The organism is Brevibacterium sediminis, from assembly GCF_013623905.1.
Lineage (GTDB): Bacteria > Actinomycetota > Actinomycetes > Actinomycetales > Brevibacteriaceae > Brevibacterium > Brevibacterium sediminis.
In genome coordinates this window covers 1-21,630 of sequence record NZ_JABKDD010000020.1, presented here as the reverse complement: position 1 = coordinate 21,630, position 21,630 = coordinate 1, and the positions used below count along the sequence as shown (strand labels likewise).

Sequence of the window (21,630 nt, the reverse complement as noted above, 5' to 3'; positions counted from 1 at the left end):
TCTCTTAAATGGTTCTGAGCGTCAAGTTCGTTGCTGCCACCTGAACGCCTCCAGCGAATGATCGAGCATGCTTGTCGAAGCGTGTGGCAATGCCTCGCTACTGCTTCAATCGTGAGAATCCACGCTCGACGACATTGCGGTCTTTGTATTTCTGGGCATCGAACTTCGGTGGCCTGCCACCGGAAGATTCTTTCGTCTGTCTCCGCGCAACTTGATCGTCGTGTTTGGGAATCGTATGGCGTATCCGTCTGGCCCGCAGTTGACTGCGGGTCGACGGATGCGAGTACGCTTTGTCGGCTGGGATGATCGGCACGATACTGATCCAGAAGCGGGATGATGACCGGATTATCACCGGCCTCTCCTGGGGTGAGGACGAGATCGAAGATGTTCATCCGAACGTTTGTCAGAGCATGGATCTGCGTCGAGATTCCCGTCCAAGGGTGTGATCAGCGGGCTCGATCGGTGGAACTTTGTAGGTCAAACCTTCCCCCCCCCCTGTGTGGCCCGTGGCTTGGGCGCCAGTTGAGTCCGTGCGGGCACCGGCGGCATGTTGGTGGGCACGCACGATCGTGGAGTCGGCGGCGAGGAACTCCTCGATCGATTCCGCAGCGCCTTCGGGGATCAGTCCGGCCTGGGCAACCGCTCGCAGGATCGCGTCGTAGGTGCCGTCGGTGGCGTAGCGGAAGTGTCGTTTCCACACGGTCTGCCAGGGTCAGAACTCTTCAGGTAGGTCACTCCAGGGGCTGCCGGTGCGATAGCGCCAGCAGATGTCTTCGCGGATGAGTCTGTGGTCGGCCCATTGGCGGCCGCGGCGTCCGGCTCGTGGCGGGAAGAGGTGGGCGATCGTCTCCCACAGGTCGTCTGTGATCATTCTGCGAGTCGACATGCGGCCAGTGTTTCAACGGTCGCTGCCTACATTAAGGAGACACGCCCTAGTCCTAGCTGGAGACCGTCGGTGGGTCAGTTCACGAGCGTCCAGCCCCAGTCGTGAAACGGGTCGGGTATCCGCCATGAAGAGCCGTAGCGCTCCTCCAAGAACTCTTCACTGTGCGCGGGTACAGGAAGCGCGAGTCCGTGGATCGTGCGCTCGGTGCTCTGGTCGAACCAGGCGCTGGGTAGTTGGCGAATATGCATCGATTCCATATGGACTTGCACGGTGGACCCACTGAGGTCGAGTGGAAACAGGTCGAGGGAAATTGGGGAACCGGGCCGGGAGACGTGTACGTTCATGTACTTGGGGATCTTCGAAATACGCCACCCTCGAAGTTCGAGTGTATTCAGGATCCTGTTGATCGCGTCGTCTTTGGACTCAGACTCGGATACGACGACCGTGTAGAAGAGGTCCACGTCGTCGTCGTGCTCGATGAACCGGCCCTCACGGACGGCACCAAGGAGGGTGCCGTAGGCGAGCATCCCCCGCGATCCTGCAGCGTTCAGGTCTCCGAGCATGTCTTTGACCGCGGCCAGGAATTCGCTCCTTTGCGAATGAAGGACACCCAGGGGAGTCACGCCATGGCGTGAGATAGTATGGATCTTGCTGTCATTTCGTTCGCTGATGGTTTTGATCTCTTCGCTGAGCCTCCTCAATGAACTCCGGGTGTTGAGCACTCCACCAAACGATGCGATTCCGGATCTCGCACGAGGATCGCGACGCACCTGATTGAGCAGTCCGTGTGCCAGCACCCTCCACTCATTTCCGCCGAGAGGCGATTCTGTTCTGCCACTATGAGCGCGGGTGGGTATTAGGGCCGCTACAGACAGCCAATCTGCCGGCGACATCTGATTGGGCTCGTAGTCGAGCGCCGCCCGAATGGCATGGACCGCGTCGTCGTGCCAGCGAACAGCGTCTTCATCATGCTGCGGGGTCCAGACCGGGAAGTCCGGACCTCCTATCGCAGCAAGGCGTTCTACAGTTTGTTGGCGGTAAGCTACGGAGGCTGAGTTGTATACTTCTGTCCAATCGCCGTCGGCCTCTTGCACATCGACCCGAATCTGTTGCGATCGAACTCCCCACTTGTCCCGTCGATTGAGATAGCGCAGTGAGTCAGGAAACACTGGTTCAGAGAGAGATGCCTCCCACCATGCACCGGTATCCTTGCCTGTGTGCACACCCGGTCCGGAAGGCTGAAGAAAATACGGAGGGGTGCGGTGGTCTGCGCGATGGCAACTCTCACGCGGAGACACCATCTTCGGGTCGATGGTCAGTGGTTGGCCGTCAAGCATGGGAACCAGTAGTCGGAAATTCACATAGTCCGGTTCTGGACGAATGTTGGTCACCCGGGCCGCGCGTAGGCCATGCGAGAGTGGAATCGTCAATGAATCAGCCCATGTACCACCGACGAAACCCAAAGAGGGCAGCATTGTTGCGACAATCCCAGGAGAGTGATTGTCGTCGAGGCAACCAATTGGAGTCGTCATTTACTCATTCCGGACGCAAGCGGGCGAATAATGTCTGCGACCTGCCTTACGTGTTGCAGGGTGACGGTCGAACTGTGTATCGGGATGGCACTGAGAACATAACGGCCAGGCTTTCCTGGCAGCTTAACTTCGTTGAATCCGAAGTTGCTCAAATACTTTGCTATATCGGGTATAGGAGACTTCTTCCGACTGACGAGCTGAATACTTATCTCATCGCTCGTGATGAAAACGTCGAATGCTACCGGTAACTCGCCCCAAAAGAGCTCCAAGACCGCGGCCTGATCCTTCCACACCCAGGTCTTATGCCAGGTTTGGTCCTCAAGTAGAGTGCAGAGCGTATCGTGCAGTCTCATTAACCGTTCCCGGTGCAGTGCCCACCGGGTGTCATCCCGGGCTGTCCGCGCGTCGTCGAGCGCAGTCACTGCATCGGTTAGCAATCGGGGCGCGGCCGCGAGGATTGCGTTGCGGTGCGAGGACGCGGATGTCGTCGGTGTTCTCAGCGCCTCAATGACGGTTGGAGCCAGCTGCTCTTCTTGCCAAGACCACAGCCGCTCGTCGGTAAGCCCCGCACCGTTGGCGATCACAAGTTCTCTTGCGTTCGAGAGCCAAGTCCCTGCAGTCGAGGGGACGGCCGATTTGACCCCGGACCGTGCTTCCACGCCAAGCCAAGCTACCGTGATGTCTACAAGGAACTGCTCTGCGTTGCGTACCGGAATTCGAATGATTGCGCAGCCATCGATACTTGATCTTGCTGTGCCGCAGAACGTGGGCCGTCCGGTAAATCTGTCATCGACGAGCGGAATCCGCCCCGGGGGCCTGTGCAAGTGGAATCCAAGAGCAAACGACGAAGGCGCGGCCTCCTTGCGAATCGATGTAGTCGTGGCCGGGGCCCAGTCATCGGACGCCGATGTGGGGGCATAGGCGATATGTCGGGGCAACGAGAACACACCCTCCTCGGGCGGCTCCGTGTTGAGCGCAGGCAAGGGAGCCGTCAGGAAGTCGTCTGTCTCGAGAATGATGACGGTCGCAGTCCCACCCCATCGCTCTTCGATCGATCTGACTGCAGTGTCGAATGAGGTGCGAAGGTTACTTTCCTCGGAGTGATCCACGAGGGAAACCGGGAGGCCTTCGAGCGCGATCTGGCGAAGCACTCGGTCCGCTTCATTCGCGCCCTGGCCGAGGACATAGTACGCCCCGTCGACGTACTCGAGGTTGTTGCGAACCGAAGACTCGAGTACGTCGCTTCCTCCGCGCACGAAAGTCAACGAAATAACGGTCATGCCGGTGTCTTCCTTTCTTGTTCCTGGCGCAGTTCGTCAATCGATGGACCAATATTGGGGTAGAGGCCGCTCGACAGAAGGCCAAGTAGAGGGAGGAATGTTGGCAGGAGGTAATGAAGAGTCGTCGCATGCTCGACTGCGCGCTTTGACGGGGTCACAATTAGATTGGCATTTTTGTAATTGGATAAGATCGAGTTAGCTCGTTCATAGCAATTTGAATCATTTGGTGAGGTCAATATGTATAGTGGCCGGCTTCGGTCTACGTCCTGACTGATGGCGTTCGGGACGAGTCGGTCAAGTTCGTCCATGTTGGTCTGGGTTCGAGGGCCGATCATGTTTTCGAAGATCAGATCGGTACGTCCATTGAGATATTGTCCAAGCGCTATCTGGGGTGCAAGAGCGACGATCGGAGATCCGGGGAAGCGAGTTCCGATAAGCAGTGCAGCGGTTGCGCCTTTGGAGAGACCAGCGAATATTGCGCGTTCAGTATTATAGTTATGAATCTCCAGATACTCGCGTAAGAATTCCTCAGTTGCCACCTGGACGCTCTCCGTGCCGGATTTCATGGCGTAGTAAGTATACTCATCCGAGAAATCGTCATAAATGAAGAGCAGCCGAGCTCGGTTGGTCTTCAAAGCGTGACCGTCGATGCCGTCAAAATCCAGCCACGAGTTCTTCCCACGAATCGAGCTGAATATCACGATGATGGAGTCGCAGTCGTGCTTCGGTGGTCGAGCTTCGTAGTGCACTGTAACGCCGGTGGTCGGGCTGACCCAACGTCGATGCCTGAGCCCATCGTTCTGAGTGCCTAAAGGTGTCGCATCGATCTGCACCCATTCACCTTTCTCTCTGTGGCCTCGCCTCTGCCTCGACCCCGAGTGGTCAAGAGGTGTGCGTCTGCTCGGCCATTCTCGACGCTCATGTCATAACCTGCTCAAGCGCGGAATGACAGGGTAGTTGCCAAAGCCCTGGTCCGTACGGAGTTTATCAGGAGCGTCGCCGTTGACGGGCGTGGCCGGAGGAATCCTCGGGGGGGCTCTGACTCGAGCAAACCCGAATGTCGACGCGACTGCGGTGCTCGGGTCAAGTCATCGACTTGGTCTGCCTCAGCGCCGCGAGGATGACTATCCGTCTGCTTCCAACTCGGCATTGAGTTTCACGACGCGCGGGATGTACTTCGCCAGTTCATTGTTCGAGATGCGCCGCACGAGGTCTTCGACTCCTGTCGGGTCGTGGCGGAAGACATCAAAGGGGTCGAATTCCCACCATTCGGAACGTAGCAAACTATGAGCCAGGGCATCACCAAAGCGCCGCTTGATCGGTTTCGCCGGATTACCGCCAACGATCATGTAGGGTTCAACATTCTTGGTGACAACGGAACCCGCGGCGACAACGGCGCCGGTTCCTATTTCCACATTTGGCGACAGTGTGACATCGGCCCCGATCCAAACGTCGTGTCCTATCACAGGCATGGTCTGTGGCTGATGCTTGAATTTACTTGCAAACTCATGGATTGCTTCAGTTTGATGCTTCTGGAACAGATTATTGCGCGGACGAAAAAGCAGCGCCGAGGTCGTGACAGTCTCTAGAGGATGTGTTGAATCCAAGAATCGAAGGCCTGAAGAGATCGAACAATACCTACCAAGCCGAACGCCATCGGGGAGCGCGGAATATGAATATGAAAAGGACCCAATGGATACGAATCCCGAGGAGCGAACGCCGCCAACCAGACCTTTGTATGGTCCGCGGTAGAGACCGACTCCTTCTTCGAGAACGATCTCGCCCGGAAGGCTGATAGTGGCTTCGGCCTTGAGCCACCCATACGATCCGTCCTTTGGCGGCGGCGAGTTCCACCGGAACAATATGTTGTTCTCGTAGAACCTGGACAGAAGTGAATCGGTGATAGTTATACGGTGGGGCACGAACTGAGTATAGACGAAGGGCCTTCGGCGAGGCGGCCGCGTAATTCTGGGAATCCGGTTTCTGCGTACGGTAACCACCGAGTCATGGTCCAGAGCCTCTCGCCGCTTCATTACAATCCTGGAATCTGCAACGGAATACTGGGAGCGGCGAGGAGCTCTCGACCTGGGTTACGCGACGACCAGTGCGGCGGCTATTCCAGGGGAGTCGCTGCGCGGATAGATCGACGCGACCTTCTAGTACCCCAAAGAGACGAGGTAGCGGAAGAAGTCTGCGAGGTCGTTGCTAGTCAATGTGTGCTTGAGAGCAGGCACCGCCTCGGGGTCGAAGTCGATGATGACTGTGCCGTCTTCCTCGCGACGCGACTTCGTGGGCACAGTGACCACCGCGATGTCGTCTGTCTGCAGGGTGCGGAGGCCGTTGGCGATCTTGACGAGCTCACTCGTGGTCAGCTCGGCGTTGTGCTGAATCCCTGAGGCGAAATGTCCGAGCACGGCCGCGCCCTTGTTCGGGTCTTTGACCAGTCCGCCTGACTTCAGCCCCTGGACGAGCGCACGCACGACCGCACGCTGATTGCGGGTACGCGTCTGACCGGCGTCATCGACCGGATCCGCCGCAGTGAAGATCGACGATGTCGCGCCGTCGAGATTGTTCGTCCCCTCGACGAAGTCGGTGCCGTCCGCACCGAATGCAACGCGGCTGTAAACCTGCAGACCGCCGAGTTCGTCGATGACTCGACCCAGCGCGTCTGATTCCAGCTGTGCGATGTGATCAATGCGGATGCCGAGGAACTCCTCGGCCATGGCCACGACGACCGGCCAACCACCCTCGTCAGTGATGGTGCCGAACGTCTGACCCGACTCGACCTGCGTTGACGGATTGAACACGAGCACGGCAGCGAATTCGCCGGCGGCGGGAACGTGGATGACCGCGAACGTGTCACCTTGGCTCGGTGACTGTGGGGCTGCCTCGGCGAGGTTCCCGGGGTTCGTCACCCGAAGCATGAGGGTGCGGGACTCGTCTGCAGCTGGACGGACGTCCGCGGGTGGGAAAGCCGCCTCGGCGGGAATGGTCTTCGAGGTGTCATCGAACTCGGCGCGGGCGGAGTTGAGGTCCTTGAGGGAACCGATGGCCGATACCATCTTCGTCAGCTTGGCCATGGCAGTCCTACTTCCTCTGTCTGGTCACACGGCAATGGGACCAATAGTAGCCGCGAGTGAGATCGGCTCGTGTACCGGTTGCCTTGAAGAGACTCCTTCGGTGTTTACTATCCGTGGCTCTTCTGGCCTGTTCTTAGCAAATGTTGAATCCTTCAACCACCATGGTTCGCCCTCGCCGATCGGTTATGTAGCCTCAAGTTCGCCAGGTTGCCTGATCCGACTGTGGCGGTACGGCGAATGCGGCCGGAGTGCTGTCTACGGGTTTAGCGAACGGTGAGATCCGGAGGCTCTGGGAGCAGCTCCTGCAGGTTCGTCCCGAGCGACTGGCTGATGGCCAGAATGGTCGCGAGTCGAGGATTGGTTGCGGACCCCTGGCCGCTCATCGTGCGGCCCCGCTCGTATTGCTGATACGCGTAAAGCGAAATGCCAGCAATCGCAGCGGTCTCATCTTGAGTGAGTTCTCTCGCGGCCCTTGCTCTGCGCAGATTGATTCCGAGCTGCCGCGCGAACTCTGCCCATTCTGGGCTGCTCGCGGGCTTGTCGGTCATCTCTCCATTCTGGAGCCAATTAAACTTGGCAATACCAATAATAATTGGTAATCTGAGGGCGCTGGAACACTAACAGAGGATGACCGAAGATGCTTGTCCGCAGTCTGATTTGCAAGAGCAGAGATCCGCCGCGCCTTGATGGGCTGGCGACTTCGAGCGTCTGAGTGATGCTCAACTCGAGGGGCTCGCCAAAACCAACCAACTAGGGACTTCACCAAGTTGCTTTGGGCCGATCCCGCCTGGGGGAGCACGTGCCGCGCCCATCGCGCCGGCGTGCAGGCGACCGAATTCCGCCAAGCGGCTTTCGCCACTTACCTTGCGGGTTGCTACACGCATCTCACTGGGGCGGTGATGCCCTGCAACTGGGGATTAATGGACGATATCGCCGCCTGCCGAACCCCTCTTTTATTGACTCGAGGCCGTCGGCTTCGAGCGCCAGCGACACCGTCTCAGGTGCGTCAATCCGCCAGCCCCAGTTCCGCTCAGGTCCGGTGCGAACATCGGCGACTGCTATCTCGTCACCGATGACGGATTCGAGAACCTCAGCTGTCACACGCAACTCAAGACCTTCCGTATCACCGGCTGAAGCTCGCCCGTCGAGCCCAGCCCGCCGTGCGGACACCACAAAACTCCGCACCAGCACACCCGGGAAGCTCAAACTCCTCCTTCACTAACTGCAGATCGGAGAGCAACAATGACGTTCACCTCCTCACAGCCGGAACAGGCCGACCCCGAGGGGCTTCGCGCCAGCCGCAAGCTCGCAGCCACCATCGACACCATGGGGTTCACTCGCTCACACAGACTCATCCTTCTCCTCATCGTGTTCGGCGTCTTCTTCGACGTCATCGAACAGAACGCGGTCGGGCTCGTCGGCCCTGCGCTGCAGGAGAGTTGGGGCATCGGAGCCGGACAGATCGGACTCCTCAACTCAGCGACCTTCTTCGCAATGACGATCGGCGGAATCGTCTCCGGGGCCCTGGCCGACCGGTTCGGACGCAGAAACGTCCTCGCCATCAACCTGCTCGTCTATGCCTGCGGAGCTCTGCTCTGCGCCCTTGCACCGAATTTCGGTCTCCTGCTCATTTTCCGCACGATCGTCGGACTCGGGCTCGGCGGGGAGCTGTCCACGGCAATCACGATGCTTGCCGAGTTCAGCCCGACTCGGTTCCGCGCCGCTGCAGTCTCCACCCTCAATGTCGCCGGAGGCGGAATCGGCAACTTCCTCGCCCCGCTCTACGGGATGCTCATCTTCGGAAGTCTGGCCCCTCTGCTCGGATCCTCGGAGAACACCTGGAGATGGCTATTCGGATTTCTCGTCCTGCCCGTCGTGCTCATCGTCGTATTCCGGCGCTATCTGCCCGAAACTCCGAGGTACCTGCTTGCGAAGGGCCGCATCGACGAGTGCAACCGGACCCTCACGATTCTGGAAAACGGACGACTCGTCCCGCGCACCAGAACCATCCCGGTGAAGCGCTTCATCGAGACGTCGGGCGCCATTGGATTGACCCCGGAGAAGGTCCGAATCTCGGAGATCTTCTCCGCTCGGCTACGTCGCCGCTCGATCGCGGTGTCCACCACCTATTTCATGCTCACGGCTGGCCAGATTTCGATCCTCACACTCATGCCGACGATCCTCGTCTCGCAAGGTTTCAGCATCGTCGCCGGTGTGGGATACACGGCAGTGATGCAGGCCGGCAGCCTCCTCGGGGCGCTCTTTGCCGCAGTCATCGGTTCAAGGTTCAAGCGGCGATCCGTGATCGCAGTGAGCACAATCGGTGCCGCCTGCTCAGCTATTGCTTTCGGCCTCTTCGCCACGACAACCCCAACGGTGCTGGGCCTGGGAGCGCTGTTCCAGTTCTTCATCCTCATGCTCAACACCACAGTCTGGGCCTGGCTCCCCGAACTGTTCCCCACTCGGATTCGAGGGTTCGGCACCGGTGTAGTCAAATCTATCGGCGGACTCGGAGCCGTCATCATGACACCGATCGCGGGGTTCATCTTCGACGCTTGGGGACTCTCAGCGATTTTCGCCACCGTCGGTTCGCTCTATCTCCTCGCCCTGCTGGCCTCACGGTTCGGACCGGAGACGGCGGGGCTGAGTCTGGAAGAACTCAACGAGGAGGCGGAGATCGGCCGTCGATGACAACTAACGTCCACCACATCACAAAGAATAGATAAGGAACAACACCCATGGAGAAATTTCGCATTGCCGCCACCGGCCACAGCGTCAACTACCTGCCCGAGTACCTCGGGGTCGAACTCGGATACTTTGAAGAGGAAGGTCTGAACGTCGACGCGATCGTCCCGAATCCCTGGACGCTCGTCCTCGACGAAATCAACAACGGTGATTCGCAGGCGGCGTTGGGCGGTATCTGGGTGCCGTCGATGTACCGTGACCGCGGACACGTCTACGAACCCTTCGCTCAGGTGTCGGCCCGTTGTCCGCTCGTGCTCATGGCGCATACGCCCGACGGGGAATTCGATTATTCGAAGACTGAAGGGGCGACCGTCCTGATGCCTGGCAGCAACGGTTCCAGCCCGGGGATCTTCCTCAAACTCGTCATGACTGAAGCCGGCGTCGATGTCGATGCGGTGAATTTCGTCCAGGACCTCTCGGGCGCGATGCTTGCAGAGCTGTTCAGCGGAGGAATGGGGGACTATCTTCTCATTGATCCGGTCACGGCGACTCGACTGAGGAGGCAGGGTGTCGGTCATATCGTCACTTGTCTCGCGGAGTCCGGTGGCCCGGTGCCGTGGAGCGTCTACTACAGTGACCCGACGAACGGCCCCTCGACCGACGCCAAGGTTGGTTTTGTGCGTGCACTCGATCGGGCCACCCAATGGCTCAAGGCGCACGAGGCCTCCGAGATCTCTGATTTCCTCGAAAGGACGTTCTCGAAAGCGAATCCGGCCGATCTCGTTGCGCACGTCGATGAGCTGCGCGGCTGGGGGATGTGGGAGACGGCTCGGATCAACGCTGAATCCTATGCGCGCTGGCAGCAGGGCATCGCCGACGGTCACCTCATCGACAAGCCATTGGAATATACGGTGTTCGTCGATGGAGCAATCGCCGATCGGGCCCGAATCTGATCAGAGCAGCACCCTCGGTTCACGGAGGACGGGTGTCGCAGCGGCGGCAAGATTCCAGGCACAACAGGGGCTGGGCGCTGAGCAGGGACTCCCGCTCAGCGCTCGGCCGCCGTGCTTACGGACGGCGGGCAAGATGACGTCGCCCACCAGGAGCTGTGGGCCAGTTCGAAGAAGGTGTCGCCTCAGGGTGCTGGCCAGGGAAAATATTGTCAGCCATATCTCAGCCTTTGAGCGAACTGAACGGCTGTGCAGGAGTGTCCGTAGACTGCCATGCCATGTCATCGAATACTGAGAACTCTGCACTCCCCGACGACACCCACACCGAATCGCTCGCCCCGGCCGATCGTTACCGCGAAGATCCTCGACCGGTTCGAATCATCAAACACACACGCATCGCGCTGAGTGATGGGGTCGAACTCGCGGCTCGAGTCTGGTTGCCGGAAGACCTCGGTGACGAAGCTGTTCCCGCTGTTCTTGAGTACATTCCCTACCGCAAGAACGACATGACCGCCGGTCGCGATGACACGATCCACCCCGAGTTCGCCCGCGCCGGTTACGCCAGCGTCCGTGTCGATCTGCGCGGCTGTGGTGATTCGACCGGTGTCATGACCGATGAGTACTCGGCGACAGAACTCGACGACGGACTGCAGGTACTTAAGTGGATCGCGGCGCAGGACTGGTGCAACGGCAAAGTCGGTGTCATCGGCAAGTCGTGGGGCGGATTCAACGGTCTGCAGCTTGCCGCACTTCAGCCACCGGAACTCGCCGCCGTCATCACCATCTGCTCCACCGATGACCGCTATGCCGACGACGTCCACTACAACGGCGGAACCATCGTCGGTGACCAGATGCTTTCCTGGGCCTCGACGATGTGGGCCTATAACGCCCGTCCGCAGGACCCCGCGATCATGGGCGAAGGGTGGAAAGACGATTGGAAGAGACGCATCGACGAAGCCCCGGTGAACATCGAGGATTGGCTCGGACACCAGCGGCGTGATGACTACTGGAAACACGCTTCGGTGTGCGAGACACCGGACACCATCGAGGTTCCGGTGCTGGCAGTCGGCGGATTGCTCGACGAATACCGGACCACCCTCTTCCGCCTCATGGACAACGCGAATCGGCGCAGGAGCACCGACCCCGATTCCCCGACGGTCCATGCGCTGCTCGGCCCCTGGGCTCACAACTATCCCCACCAGGCTGCTCCCGGCCCCGGCATCGACTTCATATCTGAAGCAGTCCGGTGGTGGGACAAGTGGATGAGCGGGATCGACAATGGTGTTGACGAACAGCCGCAGTTGCGCGCCTACGTTCCCGAGAGCACCCCCATCTACTCGGACCGTGAACACCGTCCGGGTCGATGGATCGCCGAGGCGACCTGGCCGACCCCGCAGATCACGGATACGGTGATGCCCGCCGATGAGGCGCACATCTCCGACCGGGCCCCGCTCGACTCCACTGCGCTGCTGGGCTTCCAGGGAGGAAGCTGGCTGCAGTTCGGCGAAGCCGCCGGGATGGCGGGAGACCAGGCCGCCGACGATGCCCGGTCCTACACCTGCGACTGGGAGCTCGAGAACGGGCTGGAGATCGTCGGCACGCCCACCGTGGGGGCAACGCTCACCTCCGACCGCGACCGTGGAGCCATCGCAGCACGACTATCCGATGTCGCACCTGACGGCAGCTCCCGGCTCGTCACGATCGGACTGTTCAACCTCACCCATCATTCGAGCCATGAACACCCCGAGGCACTTACGCCGGGCACTCCCGTCGACGTCGAATTCCCGCTGCTGGCCACGGCGCACCGGTTCGCTCCCGGGCATCGGTTGCGCTTGAGCATCTCCGCGAGCTTCTGGCCCAACCTATGGCCCTCGCCGGAGACCACATTCATTACAGTGGACTCGACCCCCGAGCTGACACTGCCTATCCGGACTGTGGCCTCTGAGGAAGGCGACGCCCGCGTCTCCGCCGAGGTGACCGCACAGCTGGGCACTGCGCCGACTCCTCCGGTGTCGGTTATCGAGTCCGACGGCGCACCGATGACACGTGAGCTCAGCTGCGACCTCGTTGAGCGCAGCGCCACGGTGACGACTGTGACCGAGGATTGGCAGACCGACCTCAGCGACGGACTCTTCTACTACACCAATGAACGCGACTCCTACTCACGCAGTGAGAACGACCCACTGTCTCCGGTGGCGACGTGTGATAGGACGATCATCTACCGACGCCCGGCTCTGGAAGTCGGAGCGAATCACGCGCGGGCCGCCGCGACCGCTTCTGCCGACTCGGGTTGGGACGTCGAACTGCGAACTCGATCGACGATGCGCGGTGACGACGAGAACTTCCTCGTCACCAACGAGCTCGTCGCCTATCTTGACGGAAAACCGTTCCACTCTCGAGCCACTTCGGCGAGCATTCCTCGCCATCTGAACTGAGGCGGGATGGACATATTCGGACAACAAGTACATCTCAACAGACGACAGGCGCTCTCCGGGCTCGGCAGGGGGCTATTGGGGCTGGGCGCGCTCGGGGCGACTGGCGCGTCACTGAGCGCATGCACCAGCAGCCAGCTCAATGACCAGCCGGAGGCGAAGAAGAGCACGAGGTCGATCACCGTCGGGTCGAAGGGATTCGCCGAGAGCTGGATCATGGGTGAGCTCTACGCTCAGGGGCTGAGGAACCTCGGATACACCGTGGATCTCAAGACGAACGTCGGCTCCAGCGACATCATCAGTACCGCCCTGCTCTCAGGCCAGATCGACCTCTACCCCGAGTACACCGGAGTCATGGTCGTCAGCTTCATGGGGGAGGAAAAGCTCATGGACTCCGCCGAACAGACGTACGATCTCGCACAGACGTGGGCAGACGACAACCAGGTGACGATGCTCCAAGCGACACCGTTCGAGAACAAGAACACGGTCGCTGTGCGCCGAGACTTCGCCGATCAGCACGATCTGAAGACGGTATCCGATCTCAAAGGGATAGGGGACTTCACCTACTCGACCTACCCCGACAATGTCACTGGTGGCCAAGGTTACGAAGGCATCGTAGACACCTACGATCTGGAGAACATGAAGCTCAAAACGCTGAGCATCGGGCTCAACTACCAAGCCATCGAGCGAGGGGAGATCGACGCCGCGGACGTATTCACGACCGACCCGCAGCTTCTGCGCAGCGATCTGGTCGTCCTCGATGACGATAAGAAGATCTTCGGATTTCAGAACGTAGTCCCTCTCGTCCGGGACGATACTTTCGCCGAGCTCGATGACGATGCCTCTGGGTTCCTCGACGAACTGCAGTCACTGCTCACCCTAGAAGCGATCCAAGCGATGAACGAGGCCTCCGCCATTAACCGTCTCGATCCGGCACAGGTGGCGACGATGTTCCTCGACGAGAACGGATTAATGTGAAATGACCCAGCACTCCACAGGCACTTCGATCACCTTCGATCGAGCCACGAAGACCTACCCAGGTGCGGCTGCGCCCGCCCTCGACGCCTTCGACCTCGAGGTCGAGGCCGGCGAACTCGTCTGCCTCGTCGGGCCTTCCGGCGGAGGAAAGACCACAGCCCTGCAGCTGGTCAACCGGCTCGTCGACCTCACCAGCGGCGACATCCGCATCGGCGATCACTCGATCACCGACCAGTCGGCCATCGAACTGCGGCGGACCATCGGCTACGCGATCCAGCAGTCGGGTCTCTTCCCCCATTACACGGTCGCTGACAACATCGCCACCGTCCCTGCAATTCTGGGTTGGGAGAAGAAACGGATCCGCGCCCGTACGGCCGAACTGCTGGAACTAGTCGGGCTCAGCCCAGTCGAGACATGGCTGCCGCGCTACCCGGCTCAACTTTCCGGCGGGCAGCAGCAACGTGTGGGTATCGCCCGGGCGCTCGCCGCCGACCCGCCGGTGATGCTCATGGACGAACCCTTCGGTGCGCTTGACCCGATCACCAGAGTCGCCGTCCAAGACGAATTCCTCGCCATCCACCGTGCGGTGGGCAAGACGACGCTGTTCGTCACCCATGACATCGATGAGGCGATCAAAATGGCCGACCGGATCGCAATCCTCAAACCCGGCGGCAAGCTCGCTCAGTTCGGCGCGCCCGCCGAAGTGCTGTCGAGCCCGGCCGATGACTTCGTCGCCGAGTTCCTCGGAGCCGAACGCGGACTCAAACGCCTGGCGCTGACGACCGTCGGCGAGATCGTTTTCGGCAGCGGCGACCGAGCAGGTAGTGGGGCCGAGACAACGCAGTGGCCCGACGTCGAGGCCACGATGACCCTGCGCGAAGCGCTGTCCGTCGTCTCCGCCGCTCGAGCGGACGGAGCCATCGTCCATTCCGCCGGCAGCCGCCTCGGCGAGGTGAGCCTGCACGATCTCATCGCACCGCCCGCTGCCGGAGAGGGCCGGGAAGGCGTGAGAACATGAGCGGCTTCGCCCCCGCCGGCGACCCCGTCATCCCCGACTACGGGCAGGCCTCTGACTGTGTGATCAACAACGGAGCATTCTGCACCGACTGGTTCATCAGCCAATGGTCGACCGTCTTCTGGCCCCCGCTGCTCAGTCATATCGTCATGGTTGCCATCGCCGTATCGATCGGTTTCGTCATCGCATTCTTCGCCGGACTGTTGGCCTACCGAAAGAAATGGTTGGCCGGACCGATCGGCATGACCGCGACTTTCCTCTACACCCTGCCGCCACTGGCTCTGTTCCAACTGCTCGTGCCCTTCACCGGGTTGAGCCTGTTGACAGTCGAGATCGCGCTCGTATGCTTCACCCTCGTCATCATCTTCCAGGCAGTCCTCGTCGGACTCTCCGGAGTCCCCGATGACGTGCGCCGGGCCGCGACGGGCATGGGGCTCGACCGCAATCAACTGCTGCTCAAGGTTGAGCTGCCCCTGGCATTGCCATCGATCATCTCCGGGGTGCGCATCGCCACCGTACTCACGGTGAGCATCGCCACGATCGCTGCCTTCGTCGTCGATGACGGTCTGGGATCTCCGATCATCAAAGCAGTGTCGTCACCATTCAATACGCAGTTCGTCGGAGCCGGAGCCCTTGCCGTGCTGCTGGCATTCGCGCTCGATGGTCTGCTCGTGCTGCTGGGCAGAGGGCTCACCCCATGGACGAAAGCGAGGAGCTGATGGACGTCGTCTTCGGGGCATTCCCCTTCATGATCGACAACGTAGGGTTGCTGCTGGCCAAGACCGGTGACCATCTGGTCATCAGTCTCATCCCGCTGCTTGCGGCCATCGTCCTCGGCGTGCCCATTGGCGTCTGGCTCGGCCATGCCCACCGCGGCGAGTTCCTCGCTGTGAGTGTGACAAACATCGGTCGTGCGCTGCCCAGCCTCGCGCTCATCGCGATCCTCATCGGGTTCGTGGGCATCGGCATGCTCAACGCGATGATCGCTCTATTCTTGCTCGCTTTTCCGCCGATCCTCAGCTACGCCTTCCAGGCCGTCGACTCGATCGACCGCGACCTCACTCGCGCCGCTCGCGGCATGGGCATGTCACCCGGACAGGTGCTCCTCAAGGTCGAACTGCCCTTGGGGCTGCCGATGATCATCGCGGGCATCCGTACATCCGCAGTGTTGACGGTGAGCTCGGCGACCATCGCTACGATCGCCGGCAGCGGAGGCCTAGGCGATGTCATCCTCAACCAGGTCGCCTACGGGATGGAGGGAGTCATCGCCGGCGCCATCTGGGTCGCCGTGCTCGCGATCCTCGTCGACCAGGCATTCGCGCTCCTTCTGCGCGTCAGCGCTCCGGCCGGAGTGAGACAGCTTCAGAGTGCGAACGCCGCCGTGTGAGGACAGCCGCGAAGACTGCGGCACAGCAGATCTGCTCCACCCACAGAAGATCACTAGGAAACAGAGGACAATGTGAAGAAGCATTTCATCGCTGGAAGTCTCGCCGCTGCTACGGCGATCGTCATGACCGGATGTACGCCGCCTGGCGGCGGCGACTCATCTGGCGGCAAGGGGGCGGTGCTCAACATCGGATGGAACGAAGCGTTCCGGTCGATGAACGACATGACGATGGACGGCAACGCCGTGGCCAACACCATCGTCGCCTATATGAGCAATGACAATTTCAAGTACTACGACGATGACCTCGAACTGCACGATGGTGCCCTCGGTGAAGTGGAAAAGGTCTCTGACGACCCGCTGAAGGTCAGGTACACATTCGGCGAGGACGCAAACTGGTCGGACGGGACTCCGGTCGACGCAGCAGACCTCGCTCTGACCTGGGCGGCACGATCTCAGCACTTCAATACAGTCGACGATAACCGTGACGATGACGGCACCCTTAAGGACAATCCCGACGGCACAGTCTTCTTCGACTCCTCGGCAGTGGGTGCTCCACTGATCGACGACTTCCCTGAAATCAGCGAAGACGGCAAATCCCTGACGTTCACATACTCGAAACCCTTTGCCGACTGGGAGACCGAATTCGGACTCGGAGCCTACGGTTCGGGTGTGCCCGCACATATCGTGGCCAAGAATGCGTTGGGCACCACCGACCCACAAGAGGGCAAGGCAGCGATCCTCGATGCGATCGAATCCAACGACAAGAACGCTCTGTCGAAGATCTCGAACTTCTGGAACACCGGCTTCGACTTCACCTCGATGCCGGAGAACAAAGACCTTCTCGTCCACAACGGACCCTATGAGATCACCGACTTCGAAGAGGGGCAGTACCTGACGTTGTCCCGCGACGAGGACTACACCGGATCGGTCGAACCCAAGGTCGATACTGTGACGATCCGCTACAACGGTGACCCGATGGCCATGGTTCAGGCGATCGAAAATGGCGAGGTCGACCTGACCCAGCCGCAGTCGACGGCCGATGTCCTCTCCGCCGCGGAGAAACTCGAAGATGTGTCGATCCTGCCGGGCGAGGACGCCACGTTCGAGCACGTCGACCTCACATTCGACAACAACGGTCCCTTCGACCCGGCCAGCTATGGTGGCGACGAAGACGCCGCGCTCAAGGTTCGTCAGGCATTCCTCAAAACACTGCCACGCCAGGAGATCATCGACCGCCTCATCAAGCCTCTCAACGAAGAGGCCGAGGTACGGGATTCGTTCAACCAGGCTCCTGATTCGCCGCTGTACGACGACATCGTCGCCGAGTCCGGAATCTCGGACTACGACGAGGTCGACATCGATGGAGCGAAGAAGCTGCTGGACGAAGCCGGTGCCCAGGGGCCGAGCGTGCGCTTCCTCTACGACAACACGAATGCCAGACGTTCCCAACTGTTCGCGCTGATCAAGGAATCAGCAGAGAAGGCCGGTTTCAAGGTCGAAGACGCCGGTGACGTCAACTGGGGGACCCGCCTCGGCGATGGAACCTACGATGCCTCGCTGTTCGGGTGGGCACTTTCCACGACGGCGGTGACGGAGTCGGACTCGTACTACCGCAAGGGCGCGCTGAACAACTACAGCGGGTACGACAACAAGGATCTGACGAAGACGCTCGATGAGATGCTGGTGACCATCGACCCGGATAAGCAGGCTTCTTTGGCCGGGGACGTCGAGCAGCAGCTCGTCGATGATGCCTTCGGGCTGCCGCTCTTCCAGCACCCGTCTCTGACGATCCATGGGGACAAAGTCTCGAATGTATCGACGACGACGCTTGACCCGTCGATGTTCTGGAACTTCTGGGAGTGGGAGACCAAATAAGGTCGCAAGGCCTGCCGGGAGGGGGCGCTGGTGAGACACACCCCCTCCCGGAAGTGAACCGGACTCAGCGCAGCAGCGCCCTGCGCAGCGGATCGAGTCCGATCGACCCGAGGTTCAGTGCGCGACTGTGGAAATCTCTGAGGTCGAACCCCGTGCCCGCAGCAGCGCGGGATTCGTCTCTGATGTCCTCCCACAATCGCTGGCCGATCTTGTAACTCGGAGCCTGCCCGGGCCAACCGAGGTATCGGTCGAGCTCGAAGGCAAGGAAGGTCCGGTCCATGGCAACGTTCTGTGTGAGGAATTCCCACGCCTTTGCGCGGTCCCAGACACCACCGCCGAGGTGGGCCGGGGCTTTGAGGCCGAGGTGGAAGCCGATGTCGACGACCACCCGTGAGGTGCGCAGCCGCTGGGAGTCGAGCATGCCCAGATAGTCGCCGGGTTCGTCGAGGAATCCGAGTTCGGCCATGAGCCGTTCGGCGTAGAGGGCCCAGCCCTCACCGTGGCCGGAGACCCAGCAGACGTGCCGCCGCCACTTGTTCAGCGAATCGGCGAGATAGGACGCCTGCCCCATCTGCAGATGATGGCCCGGAACGCCTTCGTGGTAAACCGTGGTCTTCTCCTGCCACGTGGCAAATTCGGTGACGCCGTCGGGCACCGACCACCACATCCGGCCCGGACGGGTGAAGTCCTCGCTGGGCTGAGAATAGTAGACCGCTCCGGTGGCCGAGGGAGCAATCATGCACTCGATTGTCCGCAGCGTTTCCGGAATGTCGAAGTGGGTCTTGCCGAGTTCTGTGATCGCTTCGTCGGCGACCGTCTGCATCCACTCCTGCAGAGCCTGCGTGCCGTGGAGAGCGCGCTGCGGATCGCTGTCGAGTCGGGCCATGAGCTCGAAGAGTTCGACGTTCGGGTCGATGCGGGCCGCGGTCTGCTTCTGTTCGGCATCGATGGCGGCCAGTTCTTCGAGGGCCCAATCGTACGTCTCTTCCAGATCGACCTCGGCGCCGAGGAACTCACGTGAGAACAGGGCATAGTCGTCGCGGCCGCAGGCTTCGTTCTCCGGAGCGGAGCCGGCCAGTTCGGTGCGGAGGAAATGGGCGAGGCTGCTGAAGGCCGCTCTGGCGGATTGGGCGTGAGAGGTCAGTTCGCGGGCGAGGGTCTCGCCGGTGGAGCTGCTGGCCTCGTTGGCAATCGTGGTGAAGCGGCTGTCTGCCTGACCGAGCGCATCTGCCTGGTCGGCAACTCGCTCAATCTGGAGGCGTGCGGGCACCCGGTCGAGCTGGTCCCGTGCATATCGAAGTGATTCCCGGTAGCCGTCGATCGAGCGCGGCAGCGCGGCCATGGTCTTTGAGATCGTTTCCCATCCTGCCGCGGAGTCGGTGGGCAGCAGGTCGAAGATGTCCCGCATCTGCTGCACGGGCGATTCGATGACGTTGAGGACAGTGTGCTGCAGGCCGGCGTCGAAGAGGTCCGTGGCGGTGCCCAGACGTTCGCGCATCGCATCGATGGTGACAAGGTCGGTGACATCCAGGCTGTTCGTCGAAAGTCCGTCGGCCTCCGCAGCATCGACCTTGGCCAGGGTGCGAGAGCGTAAGTCGTTGGCGGCTTTCAGTCCCTCGGGGGAGTAGTCGTCGAAGCCGTGAGGGTTCTCGGTTCCTAGGAACAGAGAGATCGACGGGGAGCGGACGCACAGTTCGTCGAAGTAGGCATCGGCGATGGCATCAATAACCGAAGGGTTTCTGCGGAATGTCATGAGGAGACTCTATCCGCGCGGTGAAACCCTCGCCATGCTGACCACAGTCCGACATGGCGAGGCCCGGAGCGGCCATCTCACGACGGTGTGCCCCGGGTCCACGTAGTCTCCGGCGAAACGTTGGGAGGCCTCGTCCGAAGCGGTCAGAGCGAGTGGTGTTCACTGCTAACCGCATCTTCGCCGGCGGTCAGCGGAGGCCGAAGAGCTTGCCGAGGCCACCGCCGGACGACTGAGCATCCGACTGCTTAGCCTCTGGCGCCTTCTCTGCCGGCTTGTCAGTGGGAATTTCGGCGGGCTTGACCGGTCGCGGGGGAGAGAACTCTTCGGCGGCAGGTTCGGCGTTCGGGGCCACAGATGCTGCCCCCTCCGGGGCCTTCGGCGTGGGAGGGGCCGTTTCTTCGACTGCCGGTGTCGGGGTCACCGATTCCGGAGCCTCGGGAGCCGGTGCGGTAGCCTGCGGGGCCGACGTGTCGGCCCGGGGAACCGGGGTCGCCTCGGTAACGGGCTTCGGTGCCTCTGTGGTGGTCTCGGACGAATCGGCGGGGGCCGCCTCGGCGAGGTTCTTGATCAGGGAGAGCTCGAACTCGAGCGTGATCTTGTCGCTGACGAGCACGCCACCGGAATCGAGCTTCGTATTCCAGGTCACGCCCCAATCCTTGCGGTCGATGCGACGCGAGCCCTCGAGGCCGGCGCGCAGGTTGCCGAAGGGGTCGGTCTCGATGCCGATGAGCTCGAGCGGAACGGAGACGGTCTTCGTCATGTCGCGGATCGTCAGTTCACCAGTGACGATGTAGGAGTCTTCGTCGACCTCATCGATGGCGGAGGACACGAAACGGATCTCCGGGTAGGTCTCCACATCGAAGAAGTCTGCCGAACGCAGGTGCTCGTCGCGACCCTCGCTGCGGGTGTCGATGCTCGCGGTCTGGATGATGACCTCGGCGGTCGAGTCGGCAAGATCGTCGGCGATGTCGGCCGATCCGGACACATCATTGAACGCTCCGCGCACACGCGAGACCATGGCGTGGCGTGTGGAGAATCCCAGTCGAGAATGTGAGGGATCGATGTCCCAATGACCTATGATCCCAGGATTTTCTGTCATGGGGGCAGCTCCTTCGGTTCCTCCGCGCTCCTGTAGGGGGAGGCTGTCGTAGTCGGTGTGCTCATTCGCTGATCGAGCGATCATTGAATGAGCAATCGCCTACGTAGTCTTACACGGGCGGTCGGGTGTGTGCCACCTCGGCGCGGGCTGGTGAGGCGATGGCGGCGCTGACGTCGACCGCCGACCGTCCGATTCAGAGATCACGCGCCGCACACTCGATTTTCGCTCTCGTATCGAAGTCAATCCAATAGTGCTGCGACGAAGGGGACGGCGTAATTCCAATCGTCTCCGTCCGGATCGGCAATTCCCGCCTTGTCCAGCCAGGTCTGGTCGGCCTCGGGGTGCGGGCCGACCAGACCTGCCATACCGTCGCCGTGGTCGTAGCGTGCTGCGGCGATGTCGCCGTTGCCATAGCGCGCGAACACGTCGGCGCGATCCTCGGGTGGAGGAAGGACTGCGCCCTCTTGGAAGAATGTCTGGCGATGATCACCCCTCCATGCGACGTCGACCACGGTCTTCGCAGCGGTCGACGGGTAAGCGGTTCGCCAAGACGATGAACCTGAGTTGATTCACTTTAGTGTCCCAGCACGGGCCCGAAATTCTCCACGTTTTCGATCAACTTCGCGGCCGATGGCGGAAGTTCGGGAGGGAACACAAGCTCGTGCCCATCGATCTCGC

General features: G+C 60.9%; 17 protein-coding genes and 1 pseudogene. 8 read left to right on the top strand and 10 right to left on the bottom strand.

The genetic code is table 11. The features are described from left to right. Positions 1–4 precede the first annotated feature (4 nt). From HK108_RS17000 to HK108_RS16970, 7 genes and pseudogenes are all read right to left on the bottom strand, one after another. Positions 5–886, bottom strand: a pseudogene (locus HK108_RS17000) (transposase). A 74-nt stretch (positions 887–960) separates the two neighbouring features. Next, the gene (locus HK108_RS16995) at positions 961–2,418 is read right to left on the bottom strand and encodes a LicD family protein (RefSeq protein WP_181272382.1); all 1,458 of its coding nucleotides are present in this window, start codon (positions 2,416–2,418) and stop codon (positions 961–963) included. Further along, complete coding sequence (locus HK108_RS16990) at positions 2,415–3,698, bottom strand: hypothetical protein (RefSeq protein WP_181272381.1); 1,284 nt, start codon at positions 3,696–3,698, stop codon at positions 2,415–2,417. The genes HK108_RS16995 and HK108_RS16990 overlap by 4 nt, the downstream gene beginning before the upstream one ends. Then, on the bottom strand, positions 3,695–4,531 hold the full coding sequence (locus HK108_RS16985; protein ID WP_181272380.1) for a hypothetical protein: 837 nt from the start codon (positions 4,529–4,531) through the stop codon (positions 3,695–3,697). Before HK108_RS16985 ends, HK108_RS16990 begins: the two co-directional genes overlap by 4 nt. 291 nt (positions 4,532–4,822) lie before the next feature. Continuing rightward, positions 4,823–5,305 carry a CatB-related O-acetyltransferase gene (locus tag HK108_RS16980; protein ID WP_181272379.1) on the bottom strand — a complete coding sequence of 161 codons (483 nt, stop codon included), beginning with the start codon at positions 5,303–5,305 and terminating at the stop codon, positions 4,823–4,825. Between the two features lie 549 nt (positions 5,306–5,854). Then, entirely contained in the window at positions 5,855–6,778 is a 924-nt protein-coding gene (locus HK108_RS16975; RefSeq protein ID WP_181272378.1) for an LCP family protein, read from the bottom strand. A gap of 263 nt (positions 6,779–7,041) precedes the next feature. Then, entirely contained in the window at positions 7,042–7,326 is a 285-nt protein-coding gene (locus HK108_RS16970; RefSeq protein WP_181272377.1) for a helix-turn-helix domain-containing protein, read from the bottom strand. A gap of 694 nt (positions 7,327–8,020) precedes the next feature. On the opposite strand from HK108_RS16970, the gene HK108_RS16965 reads away from it, so the two are divergent. The 8 genes from HK108_RS16965 (at position 8,021) to HK108_RS16930 (ending at position 18,100) form a co-directional block, all read left to right on the top strand. Next, the gene (locus HK108_RS16965; RefSeq protein WP_181272376.1) at positions 8,021–9,469 is read left to right on the top strand and encodes an MFS transporter; all 1,449 of its coding nucleotides are present in this window, start codon (positions 8,021–8,023) and stop codon (positions 9,467–9,469) included. 47 nt (positions 9,470–9,516) lie between these two features. After that, a complete protein-coding gene (locus tag HK108_RS16960) occupies positions 9,517–10,416 on the top strand; it encodes an ABC transporter substrate-binding protein (RefSeq protein WP_181272375.1) in 900 nt (299 codons plus the stop codon). A gap of 275 nt (positions 10,417–10,691) precedes the next feature. Beyond that, on the top strand, positions 10,692–12,848 hold the full coding sequence (locus HK108_RS16955; RefSeq protein ID WP_181272374.1) for a CocE/NonD family hydrolase: 2,157 nt from the start codon (positions 10,692–10,694) through the stop codon (positions 12,846–12,848). A 6-nt stretch (positions 12,849–12,854) separates the two neighbouring features. Next, positions 12,855–13,823 carry an ABC transporter substrate-binding protein gene (locus tag HK108_RS16950; protein ID WP_181272373.1) on the top strand — a complete coding sequence of 323 codons (969 nt, stop codon included), beginning with the start codon at positions 12,855–12,857 and terminating at the stop codon, positions 13,821–13,823. Position 13,824: 1 nt separating this feature from the next. After that, complete coding sequence (locus HK108_RS16945) at positions 13,825–14,841, top strand: ABC transporter ATP-binding protein (protein ID WP_181272372.1); 1,017 nt, start codon at positions 13,825–13,827, stop codon at positions 14,839–14,841. Further along, entirely contained in the window at positions 14,838–15,557 is a 720-nt protein-coding gene (locus HK108_RS16940; RefSeq protein WP_181272371.1) for an ABC transporter permease, read from the top strand. The genes HK108_RS16945 and HK108_RS16940 overlap by 4 nt, the downstream gene beginning before the upstream one ends. Continuing rightward, positions 15,536–16,225, top strand: coding sequence for an ABC transporter permease (locus tag HK108_RS16935; RefSeq protein ID WP_219922521.1), 690 nt, complete (start codon positions 15,536–15,538; stop codon positions 16,223–16,225). Before HK108_RS16940 ends, HK108_RS16935 begins: the two co-directional genes overlap by 22 nt. Before the next feature lie 72 nt (positions 16,226–16,297). Continuing rightward, positions 16,298–18,100, top strand: a complete 1,803-nt coding sequence (locus HK108_RS16930) for an ABC transporter family substrate-binding protein (RefSeq protein WP_181272370.1) — start codon at positions 16,298–16,300, stop codon at positions 18,098–18,100. Between the two features lie 64 nt (positions 18,101–18,164). Here HK108_RS16930 and HK108_RS16925 read toward each other — a convergent pair whose 3' ends face one another. The 3 genes from HK108_RS16925 to HK108_RS16915 all read right to left on the bottom strand — a co-directional run bounded on the left by HK108_RS16925 (position 18,165) and on the right by HK108_RS16915 (position 21,377). After that, positions 18,165–19,853 (bottom strand): DUF885 domain-containing protein, encoded by a 1,689-nt coding sequence (locus HK108_RS16925; protein ID WP_181272369.1) that lies wholly within the window; start codon positions 19,851–19,853, stop codon positions 18,165–18,167. Between the two features lie 187 nt (positions 19,854–20,040). Beyond that, on the bottom strand, positions 20,041–20,952 hold the full coding sequence (locus HK108_RS19160; protein ID WP_181272368.1) for a YceI family protein: 912 nt from the start codon (positions 20,950–20,952) through the stop codon (positions 20,041–20,043). A 239-nt stretch (positions 20,953–21,191) separates the two neighbouring features. Further along, entirely contained in the window at positions 21,192–21,377 is a 186-nt protein-coding gene (locus tag HK108_RS16915; RefSeq protein WP_181272367.1) for a hypothetical protein, read from the bottom strand. Positions 21,378–21,630: the final 253 nt, after the last annotated feature.

Bases quoted from the DNA above. Each gene is read 5' to 3' on its own strand.
- HK108_RS19160 (WP_181272368.1), bottom strand. From the start codon at position 20,952: ATGACAGAAAATCCTGGGATCATAGGTCATTGGGACATCGATCCCTCA.
- HK108_RS16955 (WP_181272374.1), top strand. From the start codon at position 10,692: ATGTCATCGAATACTGAGAACTCTGCACTCCCCGACGACACCCACACC.
- HK108_RS16970 (WP_181272377.1), bottom strand. From the start codon at position 7,326: ATGACCGACAAGCCCGCGAGCAGCCCAGAATGGGCAGAGTTCGCGCGG.
- HK108_RS16975 (WP_181272378.1), bottom strand. From the start codon at position 6,778: ATGGCCAAGCTGACGAAGATGGTATCGGCCATCGGTTCCCTCAAGGAC.
- HK108_RS16940 (WP_181272371.1), top strand. From the start codon at position 14,838: ATGAGCGGCTTCGCCCCCGCCGGCGACCCCGTCATCCCCGACTACGGG.
- HK108_RS16950 (WP_181272373.1), top strand. From the start codon at position 12,855: ATGGACATATTCGGACAACAAGTACATCTCAACAGACGACAGGCGCTC.
- HK108_RS16965 (WP_181272376.1), top strand. From the start codon at position 8,021: ATGACGTTCACCTCCTCACAGCCGGAACAGGCCGACCCCGAGGGGCTT.
- HK108_RS16995 (WP_181272382.1), bottom strand. From the start codon at position 2,418: ATGACGACTCCAATTGGTTGCCTCGACGACAATCACTCTCCTGGGATT.
- HK108_RS16960 (WP_181272375.1), top strand. From the start codon at position 9,517: ATGGAGAAATTTCGCATTGCCGCCACCGGCCACAGCGTCAACTACCTG.
- HK108_RS16925 (WP_181272369.1), bottom strand. From the start codon at position 19,853: ATGACATTCCGCAGAAACCCTTCGGTTATTGATGCCATCGCCGATGCC.
- HK108_RS16935 (WP_219922521.1), top strand. From the start codon at position 15,536: ATGGACGAAAGCGAGGAGCTGATGGACGTCGTCTTCGGGGCATTCCCC.
- HK108_RS16990 (WP_181272381.1), bottom strand. From the start codon at position 3,698: ATGACCGTTATTTCGTTGACTTTCGTGCGCGGAGGAAGCGACGTACTC.
- HK108_RS16945 (WP_181272372.1), top strand. From the start codon at position 13,825: ATGACCCAGCACTCCACAGGCACTTCGATCACCTTCGATCGAGCCACG.